Here is a 24571-nt window from a genome sequence, read left to right as displayed (position 1 = left end):
GATGAACGGTATGATTGCAATGGCTTATCTTTTTTCCGCGGTAATGTTTATTTTAAGTCTGGGCGGTTTGTCCAGTCATGAAACTGCGCGCCGGGGGAATATCTACGGAATGGTTGGTATGGCGGTTGCCATAATAGCCACTATTTCCGGTATTGCCTCCGGCGCTTACTGGATGGTGATTATTGCCATGGTGGTGGGGGCTGTAATAGGCCTGTCACTCGCAAAACGCGTGGCTATGACGCAGATGCCGCAGATGGTAGCCCTTTTGCACAGCTTCGTTGGCCTTGCGGCAGTTTTAATTGGTTGGGGGGGCTTTCTCGATCCTCGAGTCAATCTCCATGGTTCTGCACATGTTGTGCATAGCACAGAAATTTATCTCGGGGTGTTTATTGGGGCTATCACCTTAACGGGGTCACTCGTTGCTTTTTGTAAGCTACAGGGCATAGTTTCCGGTAAGCCCTTGACATTGCCGGCTCGGCACTGGCTTAACCTAATTGCTATCCTGGCCTGTATCGTATTAGGTGTGCTCTTTGTGCCTGCAGAAGTGAGTGGGCCTACGGTTATCAATCTACTAGTGATGACCGCTATTGCTTTATTGTTAGGTATCCACTTAGTGGCTGCTATCGGTGGGGCTGATATGCCGGTGGTTATCTCCATGCTGAACAGTTACTCAGGATGGGCCGCAGCGGCTACTGGATTTATGCTAGGCAATGATCTGCTTATCGTAGTTGGTGCACTCGTTGGTTCTTCCGGTGCGATCCTCAGCTATATTATGTGCCGCGGTATGAATCGCTCTTTTATCAGTGTGATTCTCGGTGGTTTTGGCTCTGACGGTGGGGAAGTCTCCGATGAGGAAGTCGAAGGTGAGGTGATTGCCATTGACCAGCAGGAACTAGTCGATGACCTCAAGACCGCCGATAGCATCATTATCGTGCCTGGGTTCGGAATGGCTGTTGCCCATGCGCAACAAGCCGTCAGCGACTTGACCGATCGCCTGCGCGGTATGGGTAAAACAGTGCGTTTTGGTATCCATCCTGTTGCAGGGCGACTGCCGGGCCATATGAATGTCTTACTGGCCGAAGCCAATGTGCCTTACGACATAGTGTTAGAGATGGATGAAATTAATCCCGACTTCTCCAGCACCGACTTGGTACTGGTGATCGGAGCCAACGACACTGTTAACCCCGATGCCGTAGAAAAACCCGGCTCTCCAATTGCTGGAATGCCTGTAGTGGAAGTTTGGAAAGCGCGCAAAGTGGTGGTGCTTAAACGTTCTATGGCCTCTGGTTATGCGGGTGTGGCAAATCCCCTGTTCTATAAAGAGAATACTCGTATGTTGTTTGGCGATGCCAAAGACAGTCTGCAGGGTGTAATTGGGAGGGTTTGCGACTAAAAAAATAGCGCCTGATGTTTAATCATTAGGTGGCCATTACCCAATGGGGCTGAGACACTGATACCAGATTGGTATTGGATGTTTCAGCTCCATTTGTTTTTTCAGAGTGAAATTATTCTTAAATTACTTTGACTATCGCTGGCTTTCATTAATAGTGATAACCTCCCCTACTTTAATAGTATTAGACAAAAATATTAAAGGAGCTGGGGGATGGGGACCCGTTTTCGTAAACTTGCCTTGCAAGGAATGATGGCGTTTGGAACGCTTGCTCTGATTGCTTGTGGTAGTGGCGGCGGCAGCGGAGATGATACGCCTGAAAGAACGAGTGCTATGGGTACTGCTGGTAATGTAGAGCTTCCTACCCCGGCTGGAGCATCTTGGGTAGAGAATAACTTTTTGCCATCCTCGACTTTTGTAGCTAGATGCGTCTCACCAAGAACTGGTACCGACCCAGCAACTGGCTACGAATATATCGATCAGCTGGGAACACGCGTCGACGAAAACAACTGGCTTCGTTCTATGAGTAATGAAGTCTACCTTTGGTACGATGAAATTACAGATAAGGATCCGGCAAGCTTTGATGACTCTTTGGCTTACTTTGATCAGCTGAAAACTTTTAAGAAGACGCCCTCCGGCCGAGATAAGGATCGTTTTCACTACACGATTCCGACCAGCGAATGGCTATCGCAAACCGAGTCCGGAGTCTATGTTGGCTATGGACTTCAGTGGGCACTTCTATCGAGTGAGCCACCACGAAAGGCAGTAGTCGCCTACCTAGATGAAGAAGGCAATGAAAGTTTGCCAGGTATTATTACTCGGGGTGCTGAGGTGATTAGTGTGGATGGAGTCGACTTGGCCAATGGTGAAGATATAGATACGCTAAATAATGGCCTGTGGCCTGAGAGTGAAGGTGAATCCCACACTTTTGAATTTAGGCAAGTGGGCTCTTCCACGATTGAAAAGGTTACTCTAGTTGCCTCAGCAGTGAAGTCTGATCCAGTTCAGTTTGTAAAGACCGAGGTGACGGGCTCCGGTCGCAGAGTGGGCTATATACTTTTCAATGATCATATTGCAACAGCTGAGGCGGAATTAATTAATGCAGTTACCCAGTTAGATACTGCTTCTGTTGAAGATTTAGTGTTGGATTTACGCTATAACGGCGGTGGGTATTTAGATATTGCCTCAGAGCTAGCCTATATGATTGCTGGTACAGTAACAATTGGCCAGCCCTTTGAGCGGACCAAGTTTAATAATAAGCATCCAGAGACAAACCCAATCACAGGGAAACCAATTGACTCGACCCCGTTTCATACCTCTGCGCTTGGGCTTATAGATGAGGGTTTGAAAGGAGCCCCTTTGCCTACATTGAACCTTCCACGTGTATTTGTTTTGACCAGTGAGAATACTTGCTCGGCCAGTGAAGCTATTATTAATGGCTTGCGCGGAGTAGATATAGAGGTTATTCAGATTGGTGAAACGACTTGTGGCAAGCCCTATGGTTTTTATCCGTTGGATAATTGTGGTACTACTTATTTCACAATTCAGTTTTCTGGTGTGAATGCTAAAGGCTTTGGCGATTATTCAGATGGGTTTGTCCCTAATGGTACCGATAATACAGCTGCTGATTTGCCGGGTTGTCATATCGGCGATGACTTTTATCATCTTTTAGGTGATGCCAATGAGGCTCGTTTTGCGGCAGCCCTCAACTATATTGAAACAGGGGAGTGTGGTGATATAGCCGTTAGTGCATTTTCTGAGTCTGGTATCAATTCACGCATTCCAATATCAAATGTTCAAGTGCCAAAAGAAGCTTCTCGTAGCAATCGGATAATGGTGAGATAAAATGAAAATTGCAGCCCTGATAGGTTACTGCTGTCTTGCCGTTATATGCTTGGGATGCGCCTCTCAGTCAAATATTCAGAATGTCCAACCGGCGCTTTTGAAAAAGGTTAGCCCAGAAGTTACTGCGGAGATACAAGTGCTGGTTTCAGAAGCCTTGGGTGGGGTTAAAGTTACTCTGGGCTCTGAAGTGTTTGTAGAAAAAAGTCTTCTGGTTGTTGAACGTAATCGGCAGCATATGGCATTAATTGGTCGAGATATGGCGAAGCCCATCAAATTCCAGTTACTTACGGATGGGCGGAAGTGTTGGCTTGCTCGACTTTCTAGCGATGAGATGTGGGAACTGTCTGTACCCTGTGAGCTTGCTGTTGATGAAGATACTTGATGGAGATTATCAAGAAACGGCAGAGGCCGCTTCTTGATAAAACATCAGCGCAGCAAGTTAGACTTGCGTACATCCGGCTTCTTCGCAGCTCGATAGATTAAAGCGATTTTACCAATCTCCTGGATCAGTTCAGCAGAGGATTTCTGGCAGAGCTCCCCTACAATCTGATGTCGGACTTCACGGTCAGCGATCATCAGCTTTACCTTGATCAGCTCGTGATCTTCCAGTGCACGTTCCAGTTCTTCCATCACGCCCTCGCTGAGCCCATTGCCCGCTACAGTCACGACAGGTTTGAGATTGTGACCGAGAGAGCGCAGTGCTTTTTTGCGGTCGGCGGTTAAAGGCATACAATACTCCATTACCACTTTGTGGATATCGATATGGGAGTGACCAAAAGCCTCGATCCTCGTCAGCAGTTGTTTGGCTGACCCGATCGCGGCTTAAGACCGCTCTTACTAATAAGCTGTAGTGATTGTAGGCATTGTACCCGATGGGCCGATCTAAGAGCAGCCACCGCTGGCTGCGTGAACATTTTAATGACCATTACGTCAAACAGTCCCAGAAAGAGGGCTATCGCTCCCGTGCCAGCTACAAGCTGCAGGAGTTACAGGATAAGGACCGCCTGTTCAAGCCAGGCATGACGGTTGTCGACCTGGGCGCTGCACCGGGAGGGTGGTCTCAGGTGGCGATGGAGCTAGTGGGGCACAAAGGCCGGGTTTTGGCGTCTGATATATTGCCGATGGACCCCCTGGCCGGTGTGGACTTTGTGCAAGGTGACTTTACTGAGGAGTCAGTGCTCAACGAGCTGCTGCAACATCTTGGCGATGAGATGGCAGACCTTGTGATTTCCGATATGGCCCCCAATATGAGTGGGATACGCGATGTTGATCAGCCCGCCTCCATGTATTTGGTAGAGTTGGCAGTAGATATGGCCCGGCAGGTATTAAAACCTGGGGGTGCTTTTGTTGCCAAAGTCTTCCAGGGGGAGGGGTTTGATGAGCTGATCCGCGACTTGCGCGCGAGCTACAACAGTGTTGTGACTCGTAAGCCTGGCGCCTCCAGGCCTCGCTCTCGCGAGGTCTATTTGGTGGCCAGGGGCTTTAAGGGCAATTAGGCGCGAAGGCGTATTTCTAGTCTGCCTGCTCGATATGGTATAAGCATTATTCCTATTGGGCGGCAGGGCTGTTGTCTCCTACACCTATACTGATTTGATGGGTATAGATAGGATCGGCACAGCAAAATGAACGGATTTTGAGTGCGAAAGCGAGAGGGCTATCCCTTTGAATGATATGGCAAAGAACCTTGTACTGTGGTTGATCATCGCGGCGGTGCTGCTGATGGTATTTCAGAATTTTAAGCCGCAGACACGGGATGAGGCTCTCAGTTATTCCGACTTTGTTCAGGATGTGCAATCGGGACAGGTGAAAAGCGTCGTTGTGGATGGTCTGGTGATAACTGGCGAAAAAGCCGACGGCAGTCGCTTCAAGACTATCCAGCCACAGATTATTGACGATGAACTCACTAATGAGTTGGTGCGCAGTAATACCCAGTTCGTTGGCCGTGAACCTGAATCTCCCAGTATCTGGCAGCAACTCTTGGTAGCGAGTTTCCCTATCCTAATTATTATTGCCGTCTTTATGTTCTTCATGCGCCAGATGCAGGGCGGTGCTGGTGGCCGTTCCGGGCCTATGGCTTTTGGTAAAAGTAAAGCTCGCCTATTAGGCGAAGATCAGATCAAGACCACCTTCGCTGATGTTGCGGGTGTGGATGAAGCAAAGGAAGAAGTACAGGAGCTGGTAGAGTTTCTACGGGACCCCACCAAGTTCCAGCGCCTGGGCGGTAATATCCCCCGTGGTGTACTGATGTGTGGTCCTCCCGGAACCGGTAAGACCCTGCTGGCTAAGGCCATTGCCGGTGAGGCAAAAGTGCCCTTCTTCTCTATTTCCGGTTCTGACTTCGTAGAAATGTTTGTCGGCGTGGGTGCTTCCCGCGTCCGTGACATGTTCGATCAGGCCAAGAAGCAAGCTCCCTGCATTATCTTTATTGATGAAATCGACGCCGTAGGCCGCCACCGTGGCGCCGGTGTTGGCGGTGGTCATGACGAGCGTGAACAGACACTCAACCAGCTACTGGTAGAGATGGATGGCTTTGAAGGCAATGAAGGGGTGATCGTGATCGCCGCCACTAACCGCCCGGACGTACTCGACCATGCTCTGTTGCGCCCCGGTCGATTCGACCGTCAGGTATTTGTCGGCCTACCGGATATCCGCGGCCGCGAGCAGATTCTGACTGTGCATATGCGCAAGGTACCACTGGATGACAAGGTCAATGCTCAGACTATTGCGCGGGGTACACCCGGTTTCTCCGGTGCCGATTTAGCCAACTTGGTGAATGAAGCTGCACTTTTTGCTGCTCGCGCTAATAAGCGTACGGTGACCATGGAGGAGTTTGAGCGTGCCCGTGACAAAATCATGATGGGTGCCGAGCGCAAGTCCATGGTGATGAATGAGAAAGAGAAAGTGAATACTGCTTATCATGAAGCGGGTCATGCGATTATTGGTCGCCTGGTCCCAGAACATGATCCAGTACACAAAGTCACCATTATCCCTCGCGGCCGTGCACTGGGTGTTACCCAGTTCTTGCCTGAGGAGGATAAGTACAGCCTCTCCAAACGTGCGATTGAATCCCAGTTGTGTTCACTGTTTGGTGGTCGTATTGCCGAAGAGATGACCCTGGGTATAGATGGTGTGACAACCGGCGCGTCCAACGATATCGAGCGCGCTACCGACCTGGCACGTAGTATGGTGACCAAATGGGGACTCTCTGAGAAACTTGGTCCCTTGCACTATGGAGAAGATGAAAGCGGCCAGCCGGGGCAGGGTAACCCGGTTTCCGGCAAGACCTCTAATGATATTGATGAAGAAGTTCGCCGTATCATTGATAGCTGCTATGAACGTGCCAGCCAGTTGCTAGAGGAAAATCGAGATATCCTTGAAGCCATGAAAGATGCCCTGATGGAGTATGAAACCCTAGATGCAGAACAAGTGGACGACCTGATGGCTCGTCGCAAAGTGCGTCCACCTAAAGACTGGGAAGATAACAATTTTGGTTCCGGCGGCAACAGCTCAACCGATGAAGTAGATAAAACGGATACATCTGAGGCCTCTACTGAGGCAGACAAGAGTAATCCAGTTGGTGGCCCGTTAAACGAGCACTGATTCTCAGCGAAACATTCAAATGGCATAAGCGGAATGTAGGTCGGGATGGCATCAGCCCAACCCGATGAGACATTCCGTTTTTTTATCTCTGTATATGAAAATCACCTGTGGAAAACACACACTAAACCTCTCCTCACCTGTGGTGATGGGGATTCTCAATACCACCCCAGATTCTTTTTCCGATGGCGGCAGTTACTATCAGGCTGGCATGCTAGACCTGTCTCTTGTGTTGTGTCGGGCCGAGCAAATGCTAGACGAGGGGGCCGCAATTATTGATGTGGGTGGGGAGTCCACTCGGCCTGGAGCCGCTCCTATTTCTGAGCAGGAGGAGCTCGACAGGGTGCTCCCCGTGGTAGATGCGATTTGTACGAGGCTGGATGTCGTCGTCTCGGTAGATACCAGTACACCGACAGTGATGCGCGAAGCCGCTAAAGTGGGAGCCGGGCTTATCAATGATGTTCGTGCGCTTGAGCGAGAAGGTGCACTTGCGGCTGCCGCGCAAACAGATTTACCTGTATGTCTTATGCATATGCAAGGACAGCCGAATAGCATGCAAACTTCCCCCAATTATAGAGATGTAGTAACGGAAGTCGCCCATTACCTTGCGGACCGTATTGAGGCCTGTTGTGCTGTGGGAATTAACCGAGAGCGCCTCCTATTGGACCCAGGCTTTGGCTTTGGCAAGACCGACGCTCATAACCTGGCTTTATTAGGTGCCTTGTCGCAATTGGGGCCAGCGGATGTCCCTATACTGGCTGGCTTGTCGCGTAAGTCGATGATCGGGCGCCTGTTGCAGCGAGAGGTGGAGGATCGGCTTCCAGGTAGCCTTGCACTTGCTATGCTGGCAGCCCAGCGAGGGGCAAAGATTTTACGGGTGCACGATGTTGCAGAGACAGTTGATGTTTTGCGATTACAGCAAGTGGTCGAGGGGTTTAAAGCCTAATTCCTACAAACATTAGCCTCCTAAAATTGTGGAGGCATTTTTATAACTTTTACAAATTAAATGCGGCGTAGTTAGCTGCAGTAGAGAACAGAAATGGAAAGAAAGTACTTTGGCACTGACGGAATTCGTGGACATGTGGGGAAGGGGGCAATAACCCCGGACTTTATGCTGAGATTAGGGTACGCCACTGGTAAGGTGCTGGGTAAGATGTCCGCGGGTAAGAGGTCCAGTCGCCCCTATATTTTGATTGGCAAGGATACGCGAGTGTCCGGCTATATGTTTGAAGCTGCCCTGGAGGCGGGTTTAATCTACTCTGGAGTTGATGTGGGCCTATTGGGGCCCATGCCTACCCCTGCTATTGCCTACCTCACTCGCACTTTTCACGCTCGAGCGGGAATCGTAATCAGCGCCTCGCATAACCCTTTTCACGATAACGGCATCAAGTTCTTCTGTGCCGAAGGCTACAAATTGCCCGACGAAGTAGAGCGCGAGATCGAAGCGGCACTCGAGCTTCCCATGGAGGCGGCGGAAAATCTAGGCAAGGCATATCGAGTAGATGATGCGGCCTCGCGTTATATCGAATTCAGCAAAGCATCCACACCTTGGAACTTTTCTCTGGATGGTCTCAAAATCGTTCTTGATTGCGCAAACGGGGCCACTTATCACATAGCACCAAAGGTCTTTCGAGAGCTGGGAGCAGAAGTGACTGCCTTAAGTGCTAGCCCGGATGGACTAAATATCAATCTGGAGTGTGGCTCTACCAAACCCAAGCAGTTACAGAGCGCAGTAGTGGAGCAAGGTGCAGATCTCGGGATCGCTTTCGATGGTGATGGCGACAGGGTTTTGTTTGTTGATCGCAATGGTGATCTTGTCGATGGGGATCAGCTGCTCTTTATTATCGGCCTTTACCAGCAGGAGCATCTTGGGGGCTGTAAGGGCATTGTCGGTACCCTGATGAGTAATTACGGCTTTGAGTTGGCCCTGCGGGAGCGCAGTATCCCGTTTGAGCGCGCTAAAGTTGGCGACCGCTATGTGCTCGAAAAAATGAAGGCCAATGGCTGGATGCTGGGTGGTGAATCTTCTGGCCATATCATCTGCGCCGATGCTTCAACAACCGGAGACGGTATTGTTGCTGCTCTTCAGGTGCTTCGAGCCCTTTCTGAATTTGGCCTACCTCTGCACCAGCTCAAGGCGCGCATGCAGATGCTTCCCCAGCACATGATTAATGTGCGACTTGGACATCGCGATGGTATACTCGACCATCCGGAAGTTATGGCAGCGGTCAGTGATGCGGAGCTTCAACTCGCTGACAATGGTCGTGTTCTGCTGCGTCCCTCTGGTACTGAGCCCCTTATCCGGGTAATGGTGGAGGGCCGTGATAGCACTCAGGTAGAGCAACTGGCACAGCAGATCTCCGCTGTAGTACAAAGGGTTGGGGGCGGCTGAGCCCTTCATTAGGGGGCTCCTGAGGCGTTCTATAGGGCGCCATCAGTGAGATAGGTAAACTCGTATATTTTTGGTTGTATGTTGGCGGCAATGTCGCTAAGATTTGCGCCCCTTAAAGGAGCACACATGCGAATACCGCTGGTAGCAGCTAACTGGAAAATGAACGGCAATAAAGCTTTTGCCGAACGTTTTTTTTCTGACTTCGACTTGCAGGCTATTGCCGCTCACGTTGTTGTTTGCCCGCCATTTCCTTATATTCCCCTGGTATCCCAGGTAGCAGAAGATAGGGAGCGCTTTAGTGTTGGTGCGCAAAACCTCAGTCAGGAATCCAGTGGCGCATATACCGGTGAAATATCCGCTGAAATGCTGCTCGACTGGAATGCTCGCTATGTCATTATTGGGCACTCCGAGCGTCGCAGTCTCTATGGGGAGACAAGCGAGCTGGTAGCCAAGAAGTTTGTGGTTGCCCAGCAGGCTGGTTTGATCCCGATCCTTTGTGTCGGGGAAACCCTGCAAGAGCGCGAGCAGGAGCGTACCCTCGAGGTGATCGCAAACCAGCTTAAAGCTGTTAGCGACATCATCGAAAGTGATACCTGGAAGCATTCAGTTGTGGCTTATGAACCTGTTTGGGCAATAGGCACAGGTAAAACTGCAACGCCTGAAGAAGCGCAGGACGTTCACCAATTTATTCGGGGTGAGCTCGGTAATGTAGGTGAGCAGATACAGATTTTATATGGCGGTAGTGTAAAATCCGCTAATGCCAGCGCCTTGTTTGCGCAGGCTGATATTGACGGCGCCCTTGTGGGTGGCGCTTCGCTTGATGCGAAAGAGTTCGCCGCAATTTGTCGTGCTGCTGAATAATATTCAGCGAGCGGGTTAGGGAATACTAAAAACGGGTTAGCACAACCCCGGTAGAGAGTTTCCATAAAATGGAAGAAATTGTTTTAGGTATACACGTTCTGGTTGCATTGGGTATTATCGGCCTGATTTTATTGCAGCAAGGTAAAGGTGCCGAGGCCGGTGCCTCCTTTGGTGCAGGTGCATCTCAGACAGTTTTTGGTAGTCAGGGTGGCGGAAATTTCTTTTCCCGCTTGACAGCAATTCTTGCTACTGTATTCTTCGTCACCAGTTTGGGGCTGGCCTTTTTGGCTCGTCAAAACGCAGATGCCGATGTCGATGCAAATCTGCCGCAAATACCCGCTGCAGTTGAGCAAGTTGGACCGGCCAACGAGTTGCCAGAAATCGAAAGCGATATCCCGCAACTTGAATCAGATCTGGAAGCCGGTGATGTTCCTCAGGCTCCGACTGAAAGCAGCGATTCGCAAGAGCCAGCTGTAAATCAGGAAACTGATTCAGAGGAACAACAGTAAAGATTTTTGCCCAGGTGGTGGAATTGGTAGACACGCTATCTTGAGGGGGTAGTGAGCTATGCTCGTGCGGGTTCAAGTCCCGCCCTGGGCACCACATCAAGATCCGAAGAAGTTCGGAATCATCCAGAAAGCCCCGTAAATCGGGGCTTTTTGCTATCTGGAGGTTACATAGTCCTCCGCTCTAGTTCATTGTCATCCGGTGCTATCTGGTGCTACATTTGGTGCTACCTCGGTTCAATTTAGAAACAGGTAGCACCACCAATGGCTCTGACAGATACTCAAATCAAGCAGGCCAAACCAAGCGACAAGGATCAGTGGCTTAGGGATGGACAGGGACTGCGCCTGTTGATCAAACCTACTGGCTCCAAGTATTGGCGGCTTAAATATCGATTCCAAGGAAAGCAAAAGACGTTGGCCTTGGGCGTTTGCCCCTCTGTATGTCTCAAACAGGCGAGGCAAAAAGTAGCTGGAGCAAAACAGCTGCTAGCAGAGGATCATGCCCCTTCAGCACAGAAACGAGTTGAGAAGTACCAAGCCAGAGTCAGTATTGACCGGAGTTTTGCTGCTGTTGCTGAAGAGTGGTGGAACCACCAGAAAGGAACCTGGACAGAGGGCCATGCCAACCGTGTATGGACTAGGCTACGAGATAATACCTTCCCTCGAATTGGCCAAAGGCCTATAGCTGATCTTCAGCCCCAAGATGTAATAGCCATTGTCCGCGATATTGAGGATTTGAAGGAAATACTTGGGCACCGGGAGAAAACTTAAAAGATTTCCTTGCCCTTCTCAGGAGTCAGATTTCCTCCTCTCTTCAAAGTGAGGGTTTAATTGCTAATGAGGAGAAAGCAAGCACTTTAGCCCCAAATTCATTTTTCGAGCTTGTTAATCTAGTCAAAAAGGATAATGCAGCGAATGAAGTAGACTCGCTTCTTAGGGTGCTTCAAATACTTGCTATTGGGGCGTGTTTTGAAGCGGCCTTTGAGGATCGTGACTACGAGGAAGCGATACTCTAAGCAATGGAGCTCAGGGCGACCCTTACTCATAGAGCTCCTGCTCACTCAATCGGTCTATCAGCGCGGACGATTCATCTCGTCGGACATCAAGAGAGCCGTAGCCTTTTTTAGTATCTCTTTCTCCCTTTCCAGGCGATTGATACGGGCTTCAAGCTCCTGAATTTTCTGCTGCTCAGTGGTAAGCGCTTTACTTGCAGGCGTCTCTCCACTCTGCCTCTAGTTGCTTCACCCAATGGCGGATAGTCGTTGTGCCAACATCCAGCGATCGGGCTGCTTCAGCAATTGAATAGCCCTGCTCTACTACCAAGCGGGCAGCGTCTAATTTAAATTCAGGAGAAAAGGATCGACGCTGTTTATTCATTTAACACCTCTATTTTCGAAGATAACTTTATCATCTAAATTGGTGCCCGGATTTGGTAGACCACTACAGCCATCAAAGGCTATGTCTCCTGATGGTACATTAGAATTACCTTTTTCGTTCATAGGAAAGTCCTCCCTTCCAGGGATACCCTTTCAAAGCTTTTAATTTTCTTTCTTTAGGTTGTTGGTAGTGATCGTTACTTAAAGACCCTTATAAGCCCTTTAAAGTGCCCCATATAACCTTAAAAAAAACTAGCACACCGGCGAAATATTACCTTAGGGCAACAAAACTTCAAGCCCAGTAGCCATGCGATTTTCAGAGTATGTGGAGTGGGGCTGTAAGAATTGGAATTGGCGCATAAGAGAACGTTACTGGGCTCAGGATTTTTGGATAGACCAAAGGAGTATATGAACCGAAGTATTTTATAAAGTATGAAGTTTTTGTACCGCTTGCTAAATTCCGAAAAATTCTTGCTAAACACAAGATACCCCAAAGCATGAGCCGGAAATGGGATTGTTGGAATAATGCCTATGTTGAGAGCTTTTTCCGCTCTCTGAAGATAGAAGCCATCTGCCATGATTCACTACTGAATAGAGAAAATGCCCGTCAAGCAGTGTTTGAATAAATTGAAGGCTACTACAATAAAAACGGTGAAAACACTTTGGGTTATATCAGCCTGGTACAGTACGAGTCACAAAAAAATACACTGGAGTGTGTCCGCTTATAGTGTACTAGATCAAGCTTTGTTCTAAGGAGTATCTATGAAGACAATATTACTACTAATATCCATCGTTATATCTCTCCCCTTGTTTGCGATAGAGTATAACTGGAGTAAGTGGGAAGAGCAGTGTGGAAGGGAGCGTACTCAACTTGAGCTGAATCAATGTGCATATCAGCAATTCCTATCTAGTAATAATCAGTTAAATGCAGTCTATGAAAAAACTATAAATTCTCTAACCCTACAGAAGCAAAAAAAGCTACGTACTGAACAGCGTTTATGGCTTAATAAACGTGATTCTAGTTGTCTTACACAAACAAATGAAGAAGCAGCTGGAGGATCAATCTGGCCAATGCTTTATCAATTATGTAGAGCAGGCGAAACTGATCGTCGAATAAAGCAATTGCGCAAATTGATTTCACACTAGCTTTACGAATAGTTCGTGGACCCTTGCACAAAAGGAATCGTGAGGCTTCACATAAATTGGACTGGCCACTACAGCCAATCCAAAGCGAGTTGTCAGATATATCCCGCGGAGCAGCAGTAAGAAAGCACTTTATCATGCATCATTGAGTAGCTAGGCTTACTTAAATTTCTCAAGGGCCGCCTCGGTAGTGGTCAATTATTTTCGGACAGTAGGTTAACTTCTCTTCTGCTTTCACGGGCGGTATTCCGTTATTGTATTGGTGGGGACGCTCCCAATTGTAGTAAGTCATCAGGTAATCTCTGATGTCTCGCCTTACTCCTGTGATGGATGTGTAATCAAGAGACGGTATCCATACATTTGGTTGGGTTTATCTATATTAAACTGGTGGTCAAATTTATTTGGTATACTTAAGTGCTCTACGATTGCTCTCTTATACTTATGATGATCAGGTTACTTACACACCAAACCCGCTTCTCTCATGAGTCTTCGGACTTTAAAGCGCCCTATTGGTACTCCCTGCGCATAAAGTAAACCTATGATTGTACGGCTTCCTGCAGAGCTACGGCAGCGCTCGAAGAGTTCAATGACCTTGAAGCGAAGGTGCATTCTGGGTACATCAGCGGAGCTCTTCTTTTTCCTATATTCGTGGTAGCATGATCGAGGTGTTTCAAAAGCTTTACAGACCAGTTCCACGGACTCCTGCTCACTCAATCGGTCTATAAACGCGTATGATTTATCTCGTCGGACGTCAAGAGAGCGGTAGTCTTTTTTAGTATTCCTTTCTCCCTTTCCAGACGATTGATACGGGCTTCAAGCTCCTTAATTTTATTGCTCAATGGTAAGCGCTTTACTTGTAGGTATCTCTCCACCACGCTCTGTCTCTAGTTGCTCGTGGGATAGCCGTTGTGTCAACATCCAGTGACCGGGCTGATTTAGGGGTTGAATAGCCTTGATCTACTGCTAGGTGGGCAGCATCTAGTTTAAATTCGGGGCAAAAGGATCGATGCTGTCTACTTATTAAACACCTCTATCTGCGGTGGCAACTTTACTTCCTAAATTGGTGTTCGGGTTTAGTAGAACACTACAAACTAAGCAAGACAGGGAGTAGTTGATACAAAATATAGGCTTAAGTGATCAGTAATAGCTGGCCATCATTGATATACCCGACTAGTATTACCTTGCCCTACTTGATGCAAAGAGGCCCGGCTACTAGAGTTGCTTTGCACTATTTTTTGTCGGTTCCCATTTCCAATCTGGACACTTTCAATAACGCTAAAATTACTTTTCTGAATAATTGAAAGGCTATTTCTATCGCCAAGCTGCTTGGCAATTATGTTTAGGTCACTTCCCATTTGATGAAAGGTTGACTGATTTTCATTGCCAATCTGGCGAGTAAGGATGGTGAGGTTCTCTCCAGCTTGATCAATGCCTGTAACATTTTTATTGCCTTGTTGTTCATTAGAAGTGTTAATGTTTTGACCGCTCTGGTTAATGGTGAGTTGGTTAGCTAAGCCAAACTGATTGGAGTTAATGCTGCTTAACTCAGTACCTTGCGGATTGACAATTACTTGATTGTTGGAATTGGTTAGTTGTATGTCTTTGCTTTTTTCAATGGATTTCTGGCTTGGGTTATCAGATGTGTGGTTTCCACTCTGGCGTAAGACAATAGTGTTGTTGCTACCATTTTGTGTAATTGAAGTCTGGTTGTTATCCCCTTTCTGAAATATACTGGAAGTGTTGTCAGAACTGCTAGCCTGGCTGATTAAGACCGCATTAGAGTTTCCAATCTGTCGAATTTGTAAGCTATTCCTAGCAGATAAGCTTTGTAAGATTCCTGCATGATTTTTGGCTCCCTGCTGAAATATATCGACATTACTTTTATTTGTTGTAACTAAATTAATAAATGTAGAATTTTTTTGGTTCAGTTGAGTAATGGAGATAGTATTGAAAAAGCTAGATTTGCTTTCCTCTACAGCGGTATGCTGAACATTGCCTTCTTGATGTACTTTTATAGTACTGGATATGCTCCCTTCTTGTTTGGCAATGAAATAATTTGAACCTCCTATCTGAGTATTGATGACTCTATTTTTGTCTCCAGAAATTTGGTTTGTGTTTGAATAGTTTTGGTTGCCCTGTTGATTAATGAAGATGTTGCTGTTAATGCTGTTAGTCTGGGTGACAGATAAAATATTTTTACTGCCAAGTTGGCGATTAATAATGGATGAGGTTATGGTTCCTGGCTGAGAAATATTTGCCTGATTTAAGTCTCCTAATTGAATGAATTGTATGCTACCTCCAAGTGTTTCGTTAATTTGCTGGGTGTCCACAATATTTTTATTGCCATTTTGAATGCTCCTCCTGAAATTATCGTTATTTCTTTCAGTTTGATCGCTGCTGGAGCTGAAGTCTGTTTGTAAGTGATTTTGAGGTTCATGATTCCCTGCGGCAAAGGCTGCAATGCTTATAAATGTAATTATCCCTTTAAATAAGTTGCAATATGGCTTCATGTGTGACTCCTTTACTGCATGAGTCTGAAATAAATGGCAGGTCTATATTGAGGTCTAATTATTTTTTTGATTCTTTAAGTGGAAAATAAGATTTAAATGATCTCCTTCGTGGATTTAGAGGGAGTCCCGTTTATACGAGAGTGTTCTATTTAGTGATGGGGTTAGTCTTTTGGAGTTGGTTCCCTTTCTAAGTAAATCTTCTCATAAAAGTATCAATAGATGTCAGATTCTCCGCCATGGGAAATAAGTGTTGAAATTATGAGAAAAAAGTATGGGTTTGGCGTATGTTACCTTTTTGGTGATTCTATATATGCCTAGAGTGAAGGCCTGAAAAAAATTGGCAATTTATTCTACGGATTGTTTTATAGTTTTAGGCGCTTTATTGATTATTTGAGTTAACTGTATAGGAATATTTTCTTAGATTTATTGAGTGTCTATTTCTATATGTACACTGGCGGATTTATTATATTGAGGCGCTATTGAGAGGCCATGCTTTTGATTGTGTCAACCCAGCTTTTTCGGTTAAATGATAAAGCCAGCGGTTCTAATATGCATTGGCTTCTGGATGTGGATATTACTATGCTGAGGAAAAATAAGAGTACAGCCTGTATCTCAAATGACAGTAATGCTGTTGGAATATAAATATAGATAAATGTAAGGCCACCTAACCCCAACTCTTGTAACCATTTATTGCTGATGCCACCGCAGTCTATGCTGCTTTGGGGCTTATTAGAGGTGTGTAGTTAGCGAGAGGTTTAAGCCGCCAGAATATTACCAGATTTTAACGTTAAGATTATGAGGAGGGATTCTTCTTGTCTCGTTTATCACGTCGAGATTTCTGTCTTGGTACCTTGGCGGCATCTCTATTGGCTAGTTCTAATATGAGGGCGCAAACCAATGGCACCTGGGATTACTCTACAAGGCCTGTACTGCCAATTCCTTCGGAGTTGAGGGCGGACTCAGCCGGAGAAATCAATCTAGTAGCCAAGCCAGCAGAGAAAGTATTTCTCAAGGGAGTAACAACGCCGACCTATGGCTTTAATGGCCCCTTTTTAGGCCCGGCTTTGCGCTTGCGCAAGGGTGAAACGGTAACGGCCAACGTACATAATCAGTTGACCCAGAATGTAACTGCACACTGGCATGGCCTGATTGTGCCGGGTCATGCCGATGGTGGTCCCTATATGCCCATCAAACCGGGTCATACATGGACTGCAAAATTACCGATTATCCAGCCGGCGGCGACACTTTGGTTTCATCCGCATCTCTATCCCACCACTGCCGAGTTGGTACTTAAGGGGCTGGCAGGGCTGATTATCATTGATGATGAAAATAGTGATGCCTTGCCTCTGCCCAAGCGCTGGGGGGTGGATGATATCCCTGTGATTATCCAGGATAGGCGCTTTAACAAAGACGGTAGCTTCTTTCATCGCTTTAATGAGATTACGGTTGCAGCGGGCTATTGTGGGGATATCTTGCTTACCAATGGCGTGGTCAACCCGGTGGTTAATCCCCCAAGAGGATGGGTGCGCTTCAGGATTCTGGACGGATCAAACGCTCGTAACTACCGACTCTCCACTAGTGATCAGCGGCCCATCTATGTGATTGCCACAGACGGTGGATTTTTACCGGAACCCGTAGAGGTTAAAGAATTACCCATAGCTGCCGGGGAGCGTTACGAGGTAATGGTGGACGCTCGCAATGGCCAGCCCTTTGATTTTATAACTCTACCAGTGTCCCAGCAGGTGATGCGGTTGCCCCCATTCGATGGGCCTGTAGTGTTTCTTAGTGTGGTGCCCACTAATGAGGAGGGGCGGGGTTCTTTACCTGAGCGGCTGGTATCAATGCCTGAAATACCGGCTAAGCTGCCGCCGATCAGCCAGAAGTTGGTAATGCAGATGAATCGCTCGCAGATCGCGGACAAGCTTATTGATGCGAGCGGGCTGGAAAAAATGGTAGCCTCGGGAAAAACAGATCCTGCTGTGGTAACCAGGGTGCTCAAACTCATCACTGAGGCGCCAGCGTTGCCCTTGAAAGCACAATTGACCGCTAATGCGGTTAATGGTGTTTCATTTTCCTTCACTGAACCTGGGTTCAAGGCCCCGATTAATACAGACTTGCACTGGCGAATTTCTGAGGGCAAAGACACTATGCTGCACCCGGTCCATATTCACGGTTGCCAGTTTCGCCTGGTTAAATTTAACGATGCTACGCCACCGGCCTATATGCGTGGCTGGAAGGATACGGTGCCTATATCCAATGCCGGTAGTGCAGAAATCTATGTACGTTTTCCTTTGGAGGCGATGCCGGATATGCCCTACATGGTGCATTGCCATGTTCTGGAGCACGAGGACTCTGGCATGATGACAGAGTTTAGTGTGGCTTAGTAAAGAGGGCCGCGCGGTATTATTGCTCTCTTTAAAACTCAACCACAAACCTACTGAGTCTTCTTTTAACAAATGGTAGATGATTGGCTGCGGCTAATAAGACAGAAAATTCGAGCCTGGTTAGAAATGATTGTGAAGTGACAATTTTTCTTCCTCGCTCTGTGATATCTATTACCTTCTTATCTTCCCGACGGCGTAGCGACGAGTAATTATCCAGCTGGCCTTCTGCAATACATTTGGCTAGCTCGGCTGCATCGGCGATACCCAAATTCATACCTCGTCCGCCAACTGGAGAGTGACAATGTGCAGCATCACCGGCTAGATGTATTCTGCCCTTGGAGTAGCTCTGTGCCTGACGGATAGATATCTTGAAGACCCCTTCCCGCCTCACCTTGTGAATTCTTAGCGGCAGCGGAAAAACTTCCAAAACCTTCTCGCAGTTACCAACAAAGCGATAGCGATTTTTACCGATGGGGACTGACACTGCCACTATTCCCGGCTTGGTCTGTGTGAGGGTGAACATTTGTGGATGAGGCCAATCATCCAGTTCCACATCGGCGATTGACCAGTCTTCGTTTAAATCAAATCCGGGATAGGGGATATTGGCATCTTGTCGAACTGCGCTGCGAACACCATCTGCGCCGATAATAAGATCGAAGCTACTCTCCTCTCCACTGGATAATTGAGCTATAACGGATTGCGCTTCCTCATGAAGCTCATTGAGTGCGAGTTTATACTCGACTTCCACATCCATGGAGGCTAGAGACTCCGCTAAGATTGTTTCGGTGCGGTCTTGGGGTAACCCTAATATGGTAGGAAAATAAGAGGTACTTGAATGCAGCGGCAAGGTCAAAGCAAGGTGGCTATCTTGATAGATACAAGCATTTTGAATGGGCACCCCCTCTTCAATCAGCCTTTTAGATACACCGGAGTGTGATAGTAGCTCTAAACTTTTGGAGGTAATACCAACGGCCCTACTCAGAGTAGAGGCACTATCACGTTTATCTATAATCCTGGCAAATATATTCCGGCGTGCTAATTCCACGGCAAGAGTAAGACCAGTTGGTCCCGCACCGACAATCAGTACCTTCATAATAGCAAGCTGTTGTTTCCCTTATCACAACGATAGTACAGCTCTCGAGGGAGGTATCTGGATTATAAAGTGCAAAATGGGTGGCTGTGAATCGATACCTTCATGACTTCTTTAAATGTATCGGTCATTAATCGTTATATTTGTAGATTGCTTTTTCTTGTTTTCAGAACTGGCAGCATCCTCAATAAGATCTTGGGCTGCTAGTACCGAATTCTTTGGAAGGTGCATTTATAGGTATCACAATATGTAGTGATTCATTTGGCTCTCTAATAAATCTTTAACCGTTTACAAGTTTCCCAACAGGTTAGTGGGATGGCATCTTTAAGGGAATAATAGATTATTGGTTGTGACTTAGCTTGTTCTGAGTCGTTTCGGTAGAGTCATCACTAGGCTCTTGCTGTAATTTCATCGCTCTTTTCACAAGGTTTTTGAAGTTTGAACACTCCAGCTGATTGTCCTCTGGGCAATTTGCCACATGCCTCAAACCATCGCGCATGGCTTCCAAGCGGCGGATATTCTTATCCACTACATCGGCCTTTTCGAGTAATTGCTCCCGATCGATATTGGGTTTTCCGTTGTATGTAAACATACTAGCGATCTCATCGAGAGAGAAGCCCGCATAGCGTGCCAGAGCTATTAGAGAGAGCTGCTCCAGCACACTGATATGGAAGACTCTGGCAATACCTCGTCTACTGATAGATTGGATCAGACCCTTCTCCTCATAATATCTAAGGGTAGAGGAGGGAAGCCCACTGCGCTTCGCGACTTCGCGAATATCTATATCCTGTTGACCACTCATCTGTATTGACCTCAAGCAGACTTGAAGTTGTATCCTAGTTTTCACTGACCCGGCTGGCAACCCTTCATTACTTAGTGGGTAGAGCCTGGAAGAGAAATAGAAGTTGTGATACATCCGATGCCTTATTGGCTCGTGTCTTTATCTTTATATCGATTAGATTCCAAAGAAGTTTCTTAATGTTGCTTTATTTTAATGATTGCTAATCTCAGAGTCATCAGAGGTTGCTCTAATTACGGGGGGGGCATTGATGCTAAGCCTGGCATTATGACTTAATGCCTTGAGTGCGATTTAGACCAATATCTTGCTCTTTGATCTATTAGTTTTTTTCTCTGTGTTTTTTTAATGTTTTTTCTATTTTTTCATGTGGTGGGAAATAGTTGCTAGGTAATCCTGGTTGTCCTTTAAGGGTAATTCGGATGAGGCTCTAGCCCACTCATAGGGAAAGGGAGGGCTGTTAAGCTGGATTGTTGGAAGTACGAGAGAAATTGCTCTGGAGAATGACATTGGCTCGTTTAGTTTTTTTACATTTGCCGACAGCCTGAAATATATAAATATGGAAGAAATATGAAAAAGATTATCTGTGGAATGATATTCATGTGCTTTTTGTGTATTGATTTGTCTGTTTTATTAAAAATTAAATTTCTATTTAAGATGGGCTGGGTTGGCTCTAGGTCGAGGTGTTTTTGATATGCTTTGGAATAGCTTTCCTATTTGCTTCCGCTTCCTAGTACTTTATGTGTGTTTTGAGGTGGCTGTTTTGTAAAGAATTGTTTTTTATGGTGGGAACCATTCTGAGAAGGTTCTATCGAATTTGCAGTGTATGTATGGGGTTTTGGCTATAAAGCGCAGAGAAATTTTAAGTATTTGTTGAAGGTATCATATGGCTCAGTTTATTTGTGCCGAAATAAGAGTGCTAATTGGATGGAAATATTATTCCTCTCAATGCGTGGGGCTAAAGTCAGATGGCTTATAAATTCTGACCACATAATTAGAAATTGAAAACCCACTACAGAGTTTAACGATAAAATCTTAGCCCGCGCTTCTTGTAATAACACTAGCGTGCTGAACTACCGCCTTGCATACATCCATTTTTGAATAGAACCCTAAAAATGAATAGTGGAGACTCTATGAGCCACCTTTTTATTCGTACAGCGATTGCTTCGGCATTGATCATTGGTGCCCAGGCTGTGGCAGCTGATCAGCCTGCAGAAGACTATGTGGAAGGCCAGCATTACCGGGGAGGTAGCCAAGTTTGCTATGGCGGCGATCTTTTTAAAGCGCAGTGGTGGGCTACTGCAGAACAGCGTCCAGTTGAGGCCCTGACTGCGCAGAACACCTGGGACTCCCCCTGGATTGTGCAAGAAATGGGAGCCTGCGACGCCTCTGATGATAGTAGTGATGGTGATCATTCCGGCAATCACAATGACAATTCTGATTCCGGAAATTCTGCTGGTTCAGATAATTCCGGTAGTGATAGCTCCAGTGACGTAGCCGCTTACCAATCCGGGCAAAGCTACCGCAAGGGCAGTGAAGTTTGCTATGCCGGCGATATTTTTGTTGCGCAATGGTGGGCAAATGGCAGTGACTTACCCTCTGATGCACTGACAGCGGAAAATACTTGGGATTCACCTTGGGTTCGCAAAGAGGCCGATGGATGTAGCGTTAACGATGAAAACAATGGAAGCGAAAACGGCGGAGACTCTGACGGTAATAACGGCGGTAATAGTGGAGGAGATACCGGTAACAATGGCGATACCGACAATACACCGATCTCTCTCAACCTGTCTACTTCACAAACACAAGTGGCTGGTGGAGGTACGGTGCAGCTCAGCGCTAGTGCTTCCGGCGGTGATAGCACGCTCAGTTATAGTTGGGCACAGCTCTCACCGAGCGCTCCTGAAGCGGATATCGCCTCGGCGACAAGCGCCTCGACTTCTGTGACTCTACCGGCCACAACCTATGATGTGAACTTTGTTTTTAGTCTGATTGTCAGCGATGGTGAAACCAGTGAGGAGGCGCAGGTTACAGTGCAAAACCTCGCCATTGACGCTGGTAACGGTGATGACGCCAATGATAATGGCAACTCAGGTGGTGCAGTGAATGCGGTGATCTCCGCCTCTGCCAATAGTGTGGGCTGTACCGGCAGCATTACTCTGGATGGTTCTGACTCTACCGGTGGTAGCGGTATGAGCTATATCTGGAGCCAGACAGGTGGCCCTTCCATCAAGCTCTCAAACTACGTGGGCAGCTCCACTCAGGCGGTATTGTCTGAGGTTTACAGTAATGTGACCTACACCTTCCAGCTGACGGCTACCGATTCCTCTGCGGCCAGTGACGTTGCAGAGGTAAGCATCAATCAAACGGGTTGTGCCTCCGCAAGTGGTCATGTCATGGGCTTGAGTGAACTGAAGGCGGAGGAGAGTGCCCGTACCACTGATTCGCTTCTGCAAGAAGTGAAAAATACTGTTGAGACCCGAGATAACGCGATTGTGGAAGCGGTTCAACCCGGTCGCAGTGCTAACCCGACAAATGTTCAGCGTGTTGAGAGTATTATTTCTGAGGATACCTGGGACTATTTGTTCCCCCTGCGGGCCGATGCATACACTTACACCAATTTCCTGCGCGCAGTGGCCAAGTTTCCGGCTTTTTGCGGTGACTACACCGATGGTCGCAATTCCGATGCTATTTGCCGTAAAGCGCTGGCAGTAATGTTTGCCCATTTTGGCCAGGAAACCGGTGCCCATGCAGCGGCCTGGGATGAGCCGGAATGGCGTCAGGGTCTCTACTGGATTCGAGAGATTGGTTGGACTGAGGAAACCTCCGGTGGTTATGGCGCCTGCGAATCCAGCAGCAGCTGGGCGGCGGATGTATGGCCCTGTGCCATCAATGCCGATGGCGGTTACAAGAGTTATTTTGGCCGCGGTGCCAAGCAGTTGAGCTGGAACTATAACTACGGGCCTTTCTCCCAGGCTATGTACGGTGATATTTATACACTGCTGGAAAATCCGGAGCTGGTTGCGGATACCTGGTTGAATCTGGCGAGCGCTATTTTCTTCTTCGTGTATCCACAGCCGCCCAAGCCGAGCATGTTGCATGTGGTTGATGGGACCTGGGAGCCTAATAGTGTTGACCGGGCCAATAACCTGAGTTCCGGTTTTGGTGTCACTACCAATATTGTGAACGGCGCTATCGAGTGTAGTAAGGGTTCAGAGGACGCTCGCTCTCAGAATCGCATGAACTACTACAAAAGTTTCACCGACTATTTGGGCGTGAATATTCCTGTGGATGAAGAGTTGGGATGTGCCAATATGGGTCAGTTTGAGACCGGTGGTGCAGCCTCCCTGAGTATCTATTGGGATAAGGATTGGGGCTGGTCTGCCGACAATCCCAATAATGAGAGTTTTGCCTGTCAGTTGGTGAACTATCAAACCGCCTACTCCGCACTGAATCAAGGCGATTACGCTAAATGTGTAGAGGGTAATTTTGATATGACTATCGATTATCAAAACTAACTAATAGTGGCGACTTAAAATCTGGGGCCGTAAATATGCGGCTCTTTACTGATCAGTGGGCCCGGTAGCAAGTATTGCTACCGGGCTTTGTACAGATAATTTTTATATAGTCTGAAGCCAAAGCAAGTTTTTCGGCAATAAAAAATTGGGTTAAGAGTTTTCGTCCAAGACCTGCTGTACCAGTGCAGAATCCACATAGGCAGTGCCTTCAGTAATTAAGTCATTCTCAAATTTAACAATCCAACAGTAGGTATTGTTGTATCTTCTACCATTTAATGCGATGCAGGTGCTTTCCATTTCAACCACCGCATAGTCCCCGTCGATTAGTATTCGCTTGACCTCCATCATTACCTTACCCCCTTGGAGTACCTTGCCAATTCCATGAAAGGCACGCTCGACCAATTCTCTCTTGGAGGTATATTCACCAGCCATAGCATGGGTCCCCTTTATAACCCAGTGCACATTGTCCGCAACGCGTTCTAAAAATGGTTGGGGGTCTGTACGGAGAACGTTGAATACCTCTTCGACAGTTTTCCGTTCGAGCATAGCGGTAGCTCTCCACTAGATTAAAATTAATAGTGTTTTCGATAAAGTGCTGGTAGATATGAATATAGCGCACGGGGATTGTATATGGTGTAACAGTAAATGGTGAGTAAAAAGACAGCTAGGGTGGTTGCTATAGATTAACAGCTCCATTACTTTTGCCTGGCTACAACTGTAAGTGTAGTCTGGCCTAAATCTTTAACTATGACGGTAAATCGCTTTAAGTAAGCGGGGTTATATCGTAAGTGTGAGTCATTGTAGTTACAGTGTGTACACTGGATGTTATTCACAGCTGGCACTGAGATCTATATATTATTTTTTGTTCGTTCGTAAAAGTCCGACTTCAGGCGCAGGCGACTACTTTCCGCCTCTGCCTAGCGCTGAAGTCGGTTTACTGCATTGGATCGGCTTTAGCGGCGGATCAGTTCCAGAACAGCTTAATAGAACTCTTCCCAAACCACTGTTAATGGCACTACTGCTTGTCTTTACCTAGGTGCCGGTCGATGGCGGAGTTTGAATCAGGATGGGTTTCACTATTCTCATCCTGATGAATTAAATTCATGGCGCATATGATTAAAATCCGAATTATACTGCCTCGTTCTCACTGTGCCGTGAGATAC

Annotated in this window: 19 protein-coding genes, 1 tRNA gene and 2 pseudogenes; 14 read left to right on the top strand and 8 right to left on the bottom strand. The window is 47.1% G+C overall.

What is annotated here, in order from left to right; translation table 11 throughout:
- Position 1: 1 nt before the first annotated feature.
- The 3 genes from pntB (at position 2) to MJO52_RS17265 (ending at position 3617) form a co-directional block, all read left to right on the top strand.
- The gene (gene pntB / locus MJO52_RS17275; RefSeq protein ID WP_252083200.1) at positions 2–1393 is read left to right on the top strand and encodes a Re/Si-specific NAD(P)(+) transhydrogenase subunit beta; all 1392 of its coding nucleotides are present in this window, start codon (positions 2–4) and stop codon (positions 1391–1393) included.
- Positions 1394–1603: 210 nt separating this feature from the next.
- Positions 1604–3235 (top strand): S41 family peptidase, encoded by a 1632-nt coding sequence (locus MJO52_RS17270; RefSeq protein WP_252083199.1) that lies wholly within the window; start codon positions 1604–1606, stop codon positions 3233–3235.
- A gap of 1 nt (position 3236) precedes the next feature.
- Positions 3237–3617 (top strand): hypothetical protein, encoded by a 381-nt coding sequence (locus MJO52_RS17265; protein ID WP_252083198.1) that lies wholly within the window; start codon positions 3237–3239, stop codon positions 3615–3617.
- A 44-nt stretch (positions 3618–3661) separates the two neighbouring features.
- Here the strand turns inward: MJO52_RS17265 and yhbY are convergent, their stop codons facing one another.
- Complete coding sequence (gene yhbY / locus MJO52_RS17260; RefSeq protein ID WP_252083197.1) at positions 3662–3964, bottom strand: ribosome assembly RNA-binding protein YhbY; 303 nt, start codon at positions 3962–3964, stop codon at positions 3662–3664.
- A gap of 143 nt (positions 3965–4107) precedes the next feature.
- On the opposite strand from yhbY, the gene rlmE reads away from it, so the two are divergent.
- From rlmE to MJO52_RS17220, 8 genes are all read left to right on the top strand, one after another.
- Complete coding sequence (gene rlmE / locus MJO52_RS17255) at positions 4108–4731, top strand: 23S rRNA (uridine(2552)-2'-O)-methyltransferase RlmE (RefSeq protein WP_252083196.1); 624 nt, start codon at positions 4108–4110, stop codon at positions 4729–4731.
- Between the two features lie 175 nt (positions 4732–4906).
- Entirely contained in the window at positions 4907–6835 is a 1929-nt protein-coding gene (ftsH, locus tag MJO52_RS17250; protein ID WP_252083195.1) for an ATP-dependent zinc metalloprotease FtsH, read from the top strand.
- Positions 6836–6899: 64 nt separating this feature from the next.
- On the top strand, positions 6900–7778 hold the full coding sequence (gene folP / locus MJO52_RS17245) for a dihydropteroate synthase (protein ID WP_353505442.1): 879 nt from the start codon (positions 6900–6902) through the stop codon (positions 7776–7778).
- A 93-nt stretch (positions 7779–7871) separates the two neighbouring features.
- Positions 7872–9224 carry a phosphoglucosamine mutase gene (gene glmM, locus MJO52_RS17240; RefSeq protein WP_252083194.1) on the top strand — a complete coding sequence of 451 codons (1353 nt, stop codon included), beginning with the start codon at positions 7872–7874 and terminating at the stop codon, positions 9222–9224.
- Positions 9225–9350: 126 nt separating this feature from the next.
- The gene (tpiA, locus tag MJO52_RS17235; protein ID WP_252083193.1) at positions 9351–10085 is read left to right on the top strand and encodes a triose-phosphate isomerase; all 735 of its coding nucleotides are present in this window, start codon (positions 9351–9353) and stop codon (positions 10083–10085) included.
- 68 nt (positions 10086–10153) lie between these two features.
- Positions 10154–10594 (top strand): preprotein translocase subunit SecG, encoded by a 441-nt coding sequence (gene secG, locus MJO52_RS17230; RefSeq protein WP_252083192.1) that lies wholly within the window; start codon positions 10154–10156, stop codon positions 10592–10594.
- A gap of 8 nt (positions 10595–10602) precedes the next feature.
- Positions 10603–10688: transfer RNA gene (locus MJO52_RS17225), tRNA-Leu, on the top strand.
- Positions 10689–10855: 167 nt separating this feature from the next.
- Positions 10856–11362 carry a tyrosine-type recombinase/integrase gene (locus MJO52_RS17220; protein WP_252083191.1) on the top strand — a complete coding sequence of 169 codons (507 nt, stop codon included), beginning with the start codon at positions 10856–10858 and terminating at the stop codon, positions 11360–11362.
- Between the two features lie 282 nt (positions 11363–11644).
- Here the strand turns inward: MJO52_RS17220 and MJO52_RS17215 are convergent.
- Both MJO52_RS17215 and MJO52_RS21335 read right to left on the bottom strand, forming a co-directional pair.
- Positions 11645–11968 (bottom strand): annotated as a pseudogene (locus MJO52_RS17215) (transposase); the annotation flags it as partial.
- Positions 11965–12090 carry a hypothetical protein gene (locus MJO52_RS21335; RefSeq protein WP_286036980.1) on the bottom strand — a complete coding sequence of 42 codons (126 nt, stop codon included), beginning with the start codon at positions 12088–12090 and terminating at the stop codon, positions 11965–11967. The pseudogene MJO52_RS17215 and the gene MJO52_RS21335, both read right to left, overlap by 4 nt.
- Positions 12091–12729: 639 nt before the next feature.
- Here MJO52_RS21335 and MJO52_RS17210 point away from each other — a divergent pair.
- Positions 12730–13113, top strand: coding sequence for a lysozyme inhibitor LprI family protein (locus MJO52_RS17210; protein WP_252083190.1), 384 nt, complete (start codon positions 12730–12732; stop codon positions 13111–13113).
- 169 nt (positions 13114–13282) lie between these two features.
- Here the strand turns inward: MJO52_RS17210 and MJO52_RS17205 are convergent.
- Together MJO52_RS17205 and MJO52_RS17200 are read right to left on the bottom strand one after the other, a co-directional pair.
- Positions 13283–14131: pseudogene (locus MJO52_RS17205) on the bottom strand (IS3 family transposase).
- Between the two features lie 133 nt (positions 14132–14264).
- Entirely contained in the window at positions 14265–15620 is a 1356-nt protein-coding gene (locus tag MJO52_RS17200; RefSeq protein ID WP_252083189.1) for a hypothetical protein, read from the bottom strand.
- An 812-nt stretch (positions 15621–16432) separates the two neighbouring features.
- Here MJO52_RS17200 and cueO point away from each other — a divergent pair.
- On the top strand, positions 16433–18004 hold the full coding sequence (gene cueO, locus MJO52_RS17195) for a multicopper oxidase CueO (RefSeq protein WP_252083188.1): 1572 nt from the start codon (positions 16433–16435) through the stop codon (positions 18002–18004).
- A gap of 31 nt (positions 18005–18035) precedes the next feature.
- Here the strand turns inward: cueO and MJO52_RS17190 are convergent, their stop codons facing one another.
- Entirely contained in the window at positions 18036–19097 is a 1062-nt protein-coding gene (locus tag MJO52_RS17190) for an FAD-dependent oxidoreductase (RefSeq protein WP_286036979.1), read from the bottom strand.
- A 337-nt stretch (positions 19098–19434) separates the two neighbouring features.
- Entirely contained in the window at positions 19435–19896 is a 462-nt protein-coding gene (locus tag MJO52_RS17185; RefSeq protein ID WP_252083187.1) for a helix-turn-helix domain-containing protein, read from the bottom strand.
- 1127 nt (positions 19897–21023) lie between these two features.
- On the opposite strand from MJO52_RS17185, the gene MJO52_RS17180 reads away from it, so the two are divergent.
- Positions 21024–23408, top strand: coding sequence for a chitinase (locus MJO52_RS17180; protein WP_252083186.1), 2385 nt, complete (start codon positions 21024–21026; stop codon positions 23406–23408).
- 150 nt (positions 23409–23558) lie between these two features.
- Here MJO52_RS17180 and MJO52_RS17175 read toward each other — a convergent pair whose 3' ends face one another.
- Entirely contained in the window at positions 23559–23954 is a 396-nt protein-coding gene (locus MJO52_RS17175; protein WP_252083185.1) for a nuclear transport factor 2 family protein, read from the bottom strand.
- Positions 23955–24571: the final 617 nt, after the last annotated feature.

The organism is Microbulbifer variabilis (genome assembly GCF_023716485.1).
GTDB classification, from domain to species: domain Bacteria; phylum Pseudomonadota; class Gammaproteobacteria; order Pseudomonadales; family Cellvibrionaceae; genus Microbulbifer; species Microbulbifer variabilis_B.
The sequence above is the reverse complement of the archived record's forward strand: the minus strand, read 5'-3'. Positions and strand labels throughout refer to the sequence as shown.

Bases quoted from the DNA above. Each gene is read 5' to 3' on its own strand.
- MJO52_RS17175 (WP_252083185.1), bottom strand. From the start codon at position 23,954: ATGCTCGAACGGAAAACTGTCGAAGAGGTATTCAACGTTCTCCGTACA.
- MJO52_RS17220 (WP_252083191.1), top strand. From the start codon at position 10,856: ATGGCTCTGACAGATACTCAAATCAAGCAGGCCAAACCAAGCGACAAG.
- tpiA (WP_252083193.1), top strand. From the start codon at position 9,351: ATGCGAATACCGCTGGTAGCAGCTAACTGGAAAATGAACGGCAATAAA.
- yhbY (WP_252083197.1), bottom strand. From the start codon at position 3,964: ATGCCTTTAACCGCCGACCGCAAAAAAGCACTGCGCTCTCTCGGTCAC.
- ftsH (WP_252083195.1), top strand. From the start codon at position 4,907: ATGGCAAAGAACCTTGTACTGTGGTTGATCATCGCGGCGGTGCTGCTG.
- folP (WP_353505442.1), top strand. From the start codon at position 6,900: ATGAGACATTCCGTTTTTTTATCTCTGTATATGAAAATCACCTGTGGA.
- pntB (WP_252083200.1), top strand. From the start codon at position 2: ATGAACGGTATGATTGCAATGGCTTATCTTTTTTCCGCGGTAATGTTT.
- rlmE (WP_252083196.1), top strand. From the start codon at position 4,108: ATGGGCCGATCTAAGAGCAGCCACCGCTGGCTGCGTGAACATTTTAAT.
- MJO52_RS17270 (WP_252083199.1), top strand. From the start codon at position 1,604: ATGGGGACCCGTTTTCGTAAACTTGCCTTGCAAGGAATGATGGCGTTT.
- MJO52_RS17265 (WP_252083198.1), top strand. From the start codon at position 3,237: ATGAAAATTGCAGCCCTGATAGGTTACTGCTGTCTTGCCGTTATATGC.
- MJO52_RS17190 (WP_286036979.1), bottom strand. From the start codon at position 19,097: ATGAAGGTACTGATTGTCGGTGCGGGACCAACTGGTCTTACTCTTGCC.
- secG (WP_252083192.1), top strand. From the start codon at position 10,154: ATGGAAGAAATTGTTTTAGGTATACACGTTCTGGTTGCATTGGGTATT.
- glmM (WP_252083194.1), top strand. From the start codon at position 7,872: ATGGAAAGAAAGTACTTTGGCACTGACGGAATTCGTGGACATGTGGGG.
- MJO52_RS17180 (WP_252083186.1), top strand. From the start codon at position 21,024: ATGAGCCACCTTTTTATTCGTACAGCGATTGCTTCGGCATTGATCATT.
- MJO52_RS17200 (WP_252083189.1), bottom strand. From the start codon at position 15,620: ATGAAGCCATATTGCAACTTATTTAAAGGGATAATTACATTTATAAGC.
- MJO52_RS17210 (WP_252083190.1), top strand. From the start codon at position 12,730: ATGAAGACAATATTACTACTAATATCCATCGTTATATCTCTCCCCTTG.
- MJO52_RS17185 (WP_252083187.1), bottom strand. From the start codon at position 19,896: ATGAGTGGTCAACAGGATATAGATATTCGCGAAGTCGCGAAGCGCAGT.
- MJO52_RS21335 (WP_286036980.1), bottom strand. From the start codon at position 12,090: ATGAACGAAAAAGGTAATTCTAATGTACCATCAGGAGACATAGCCTTT.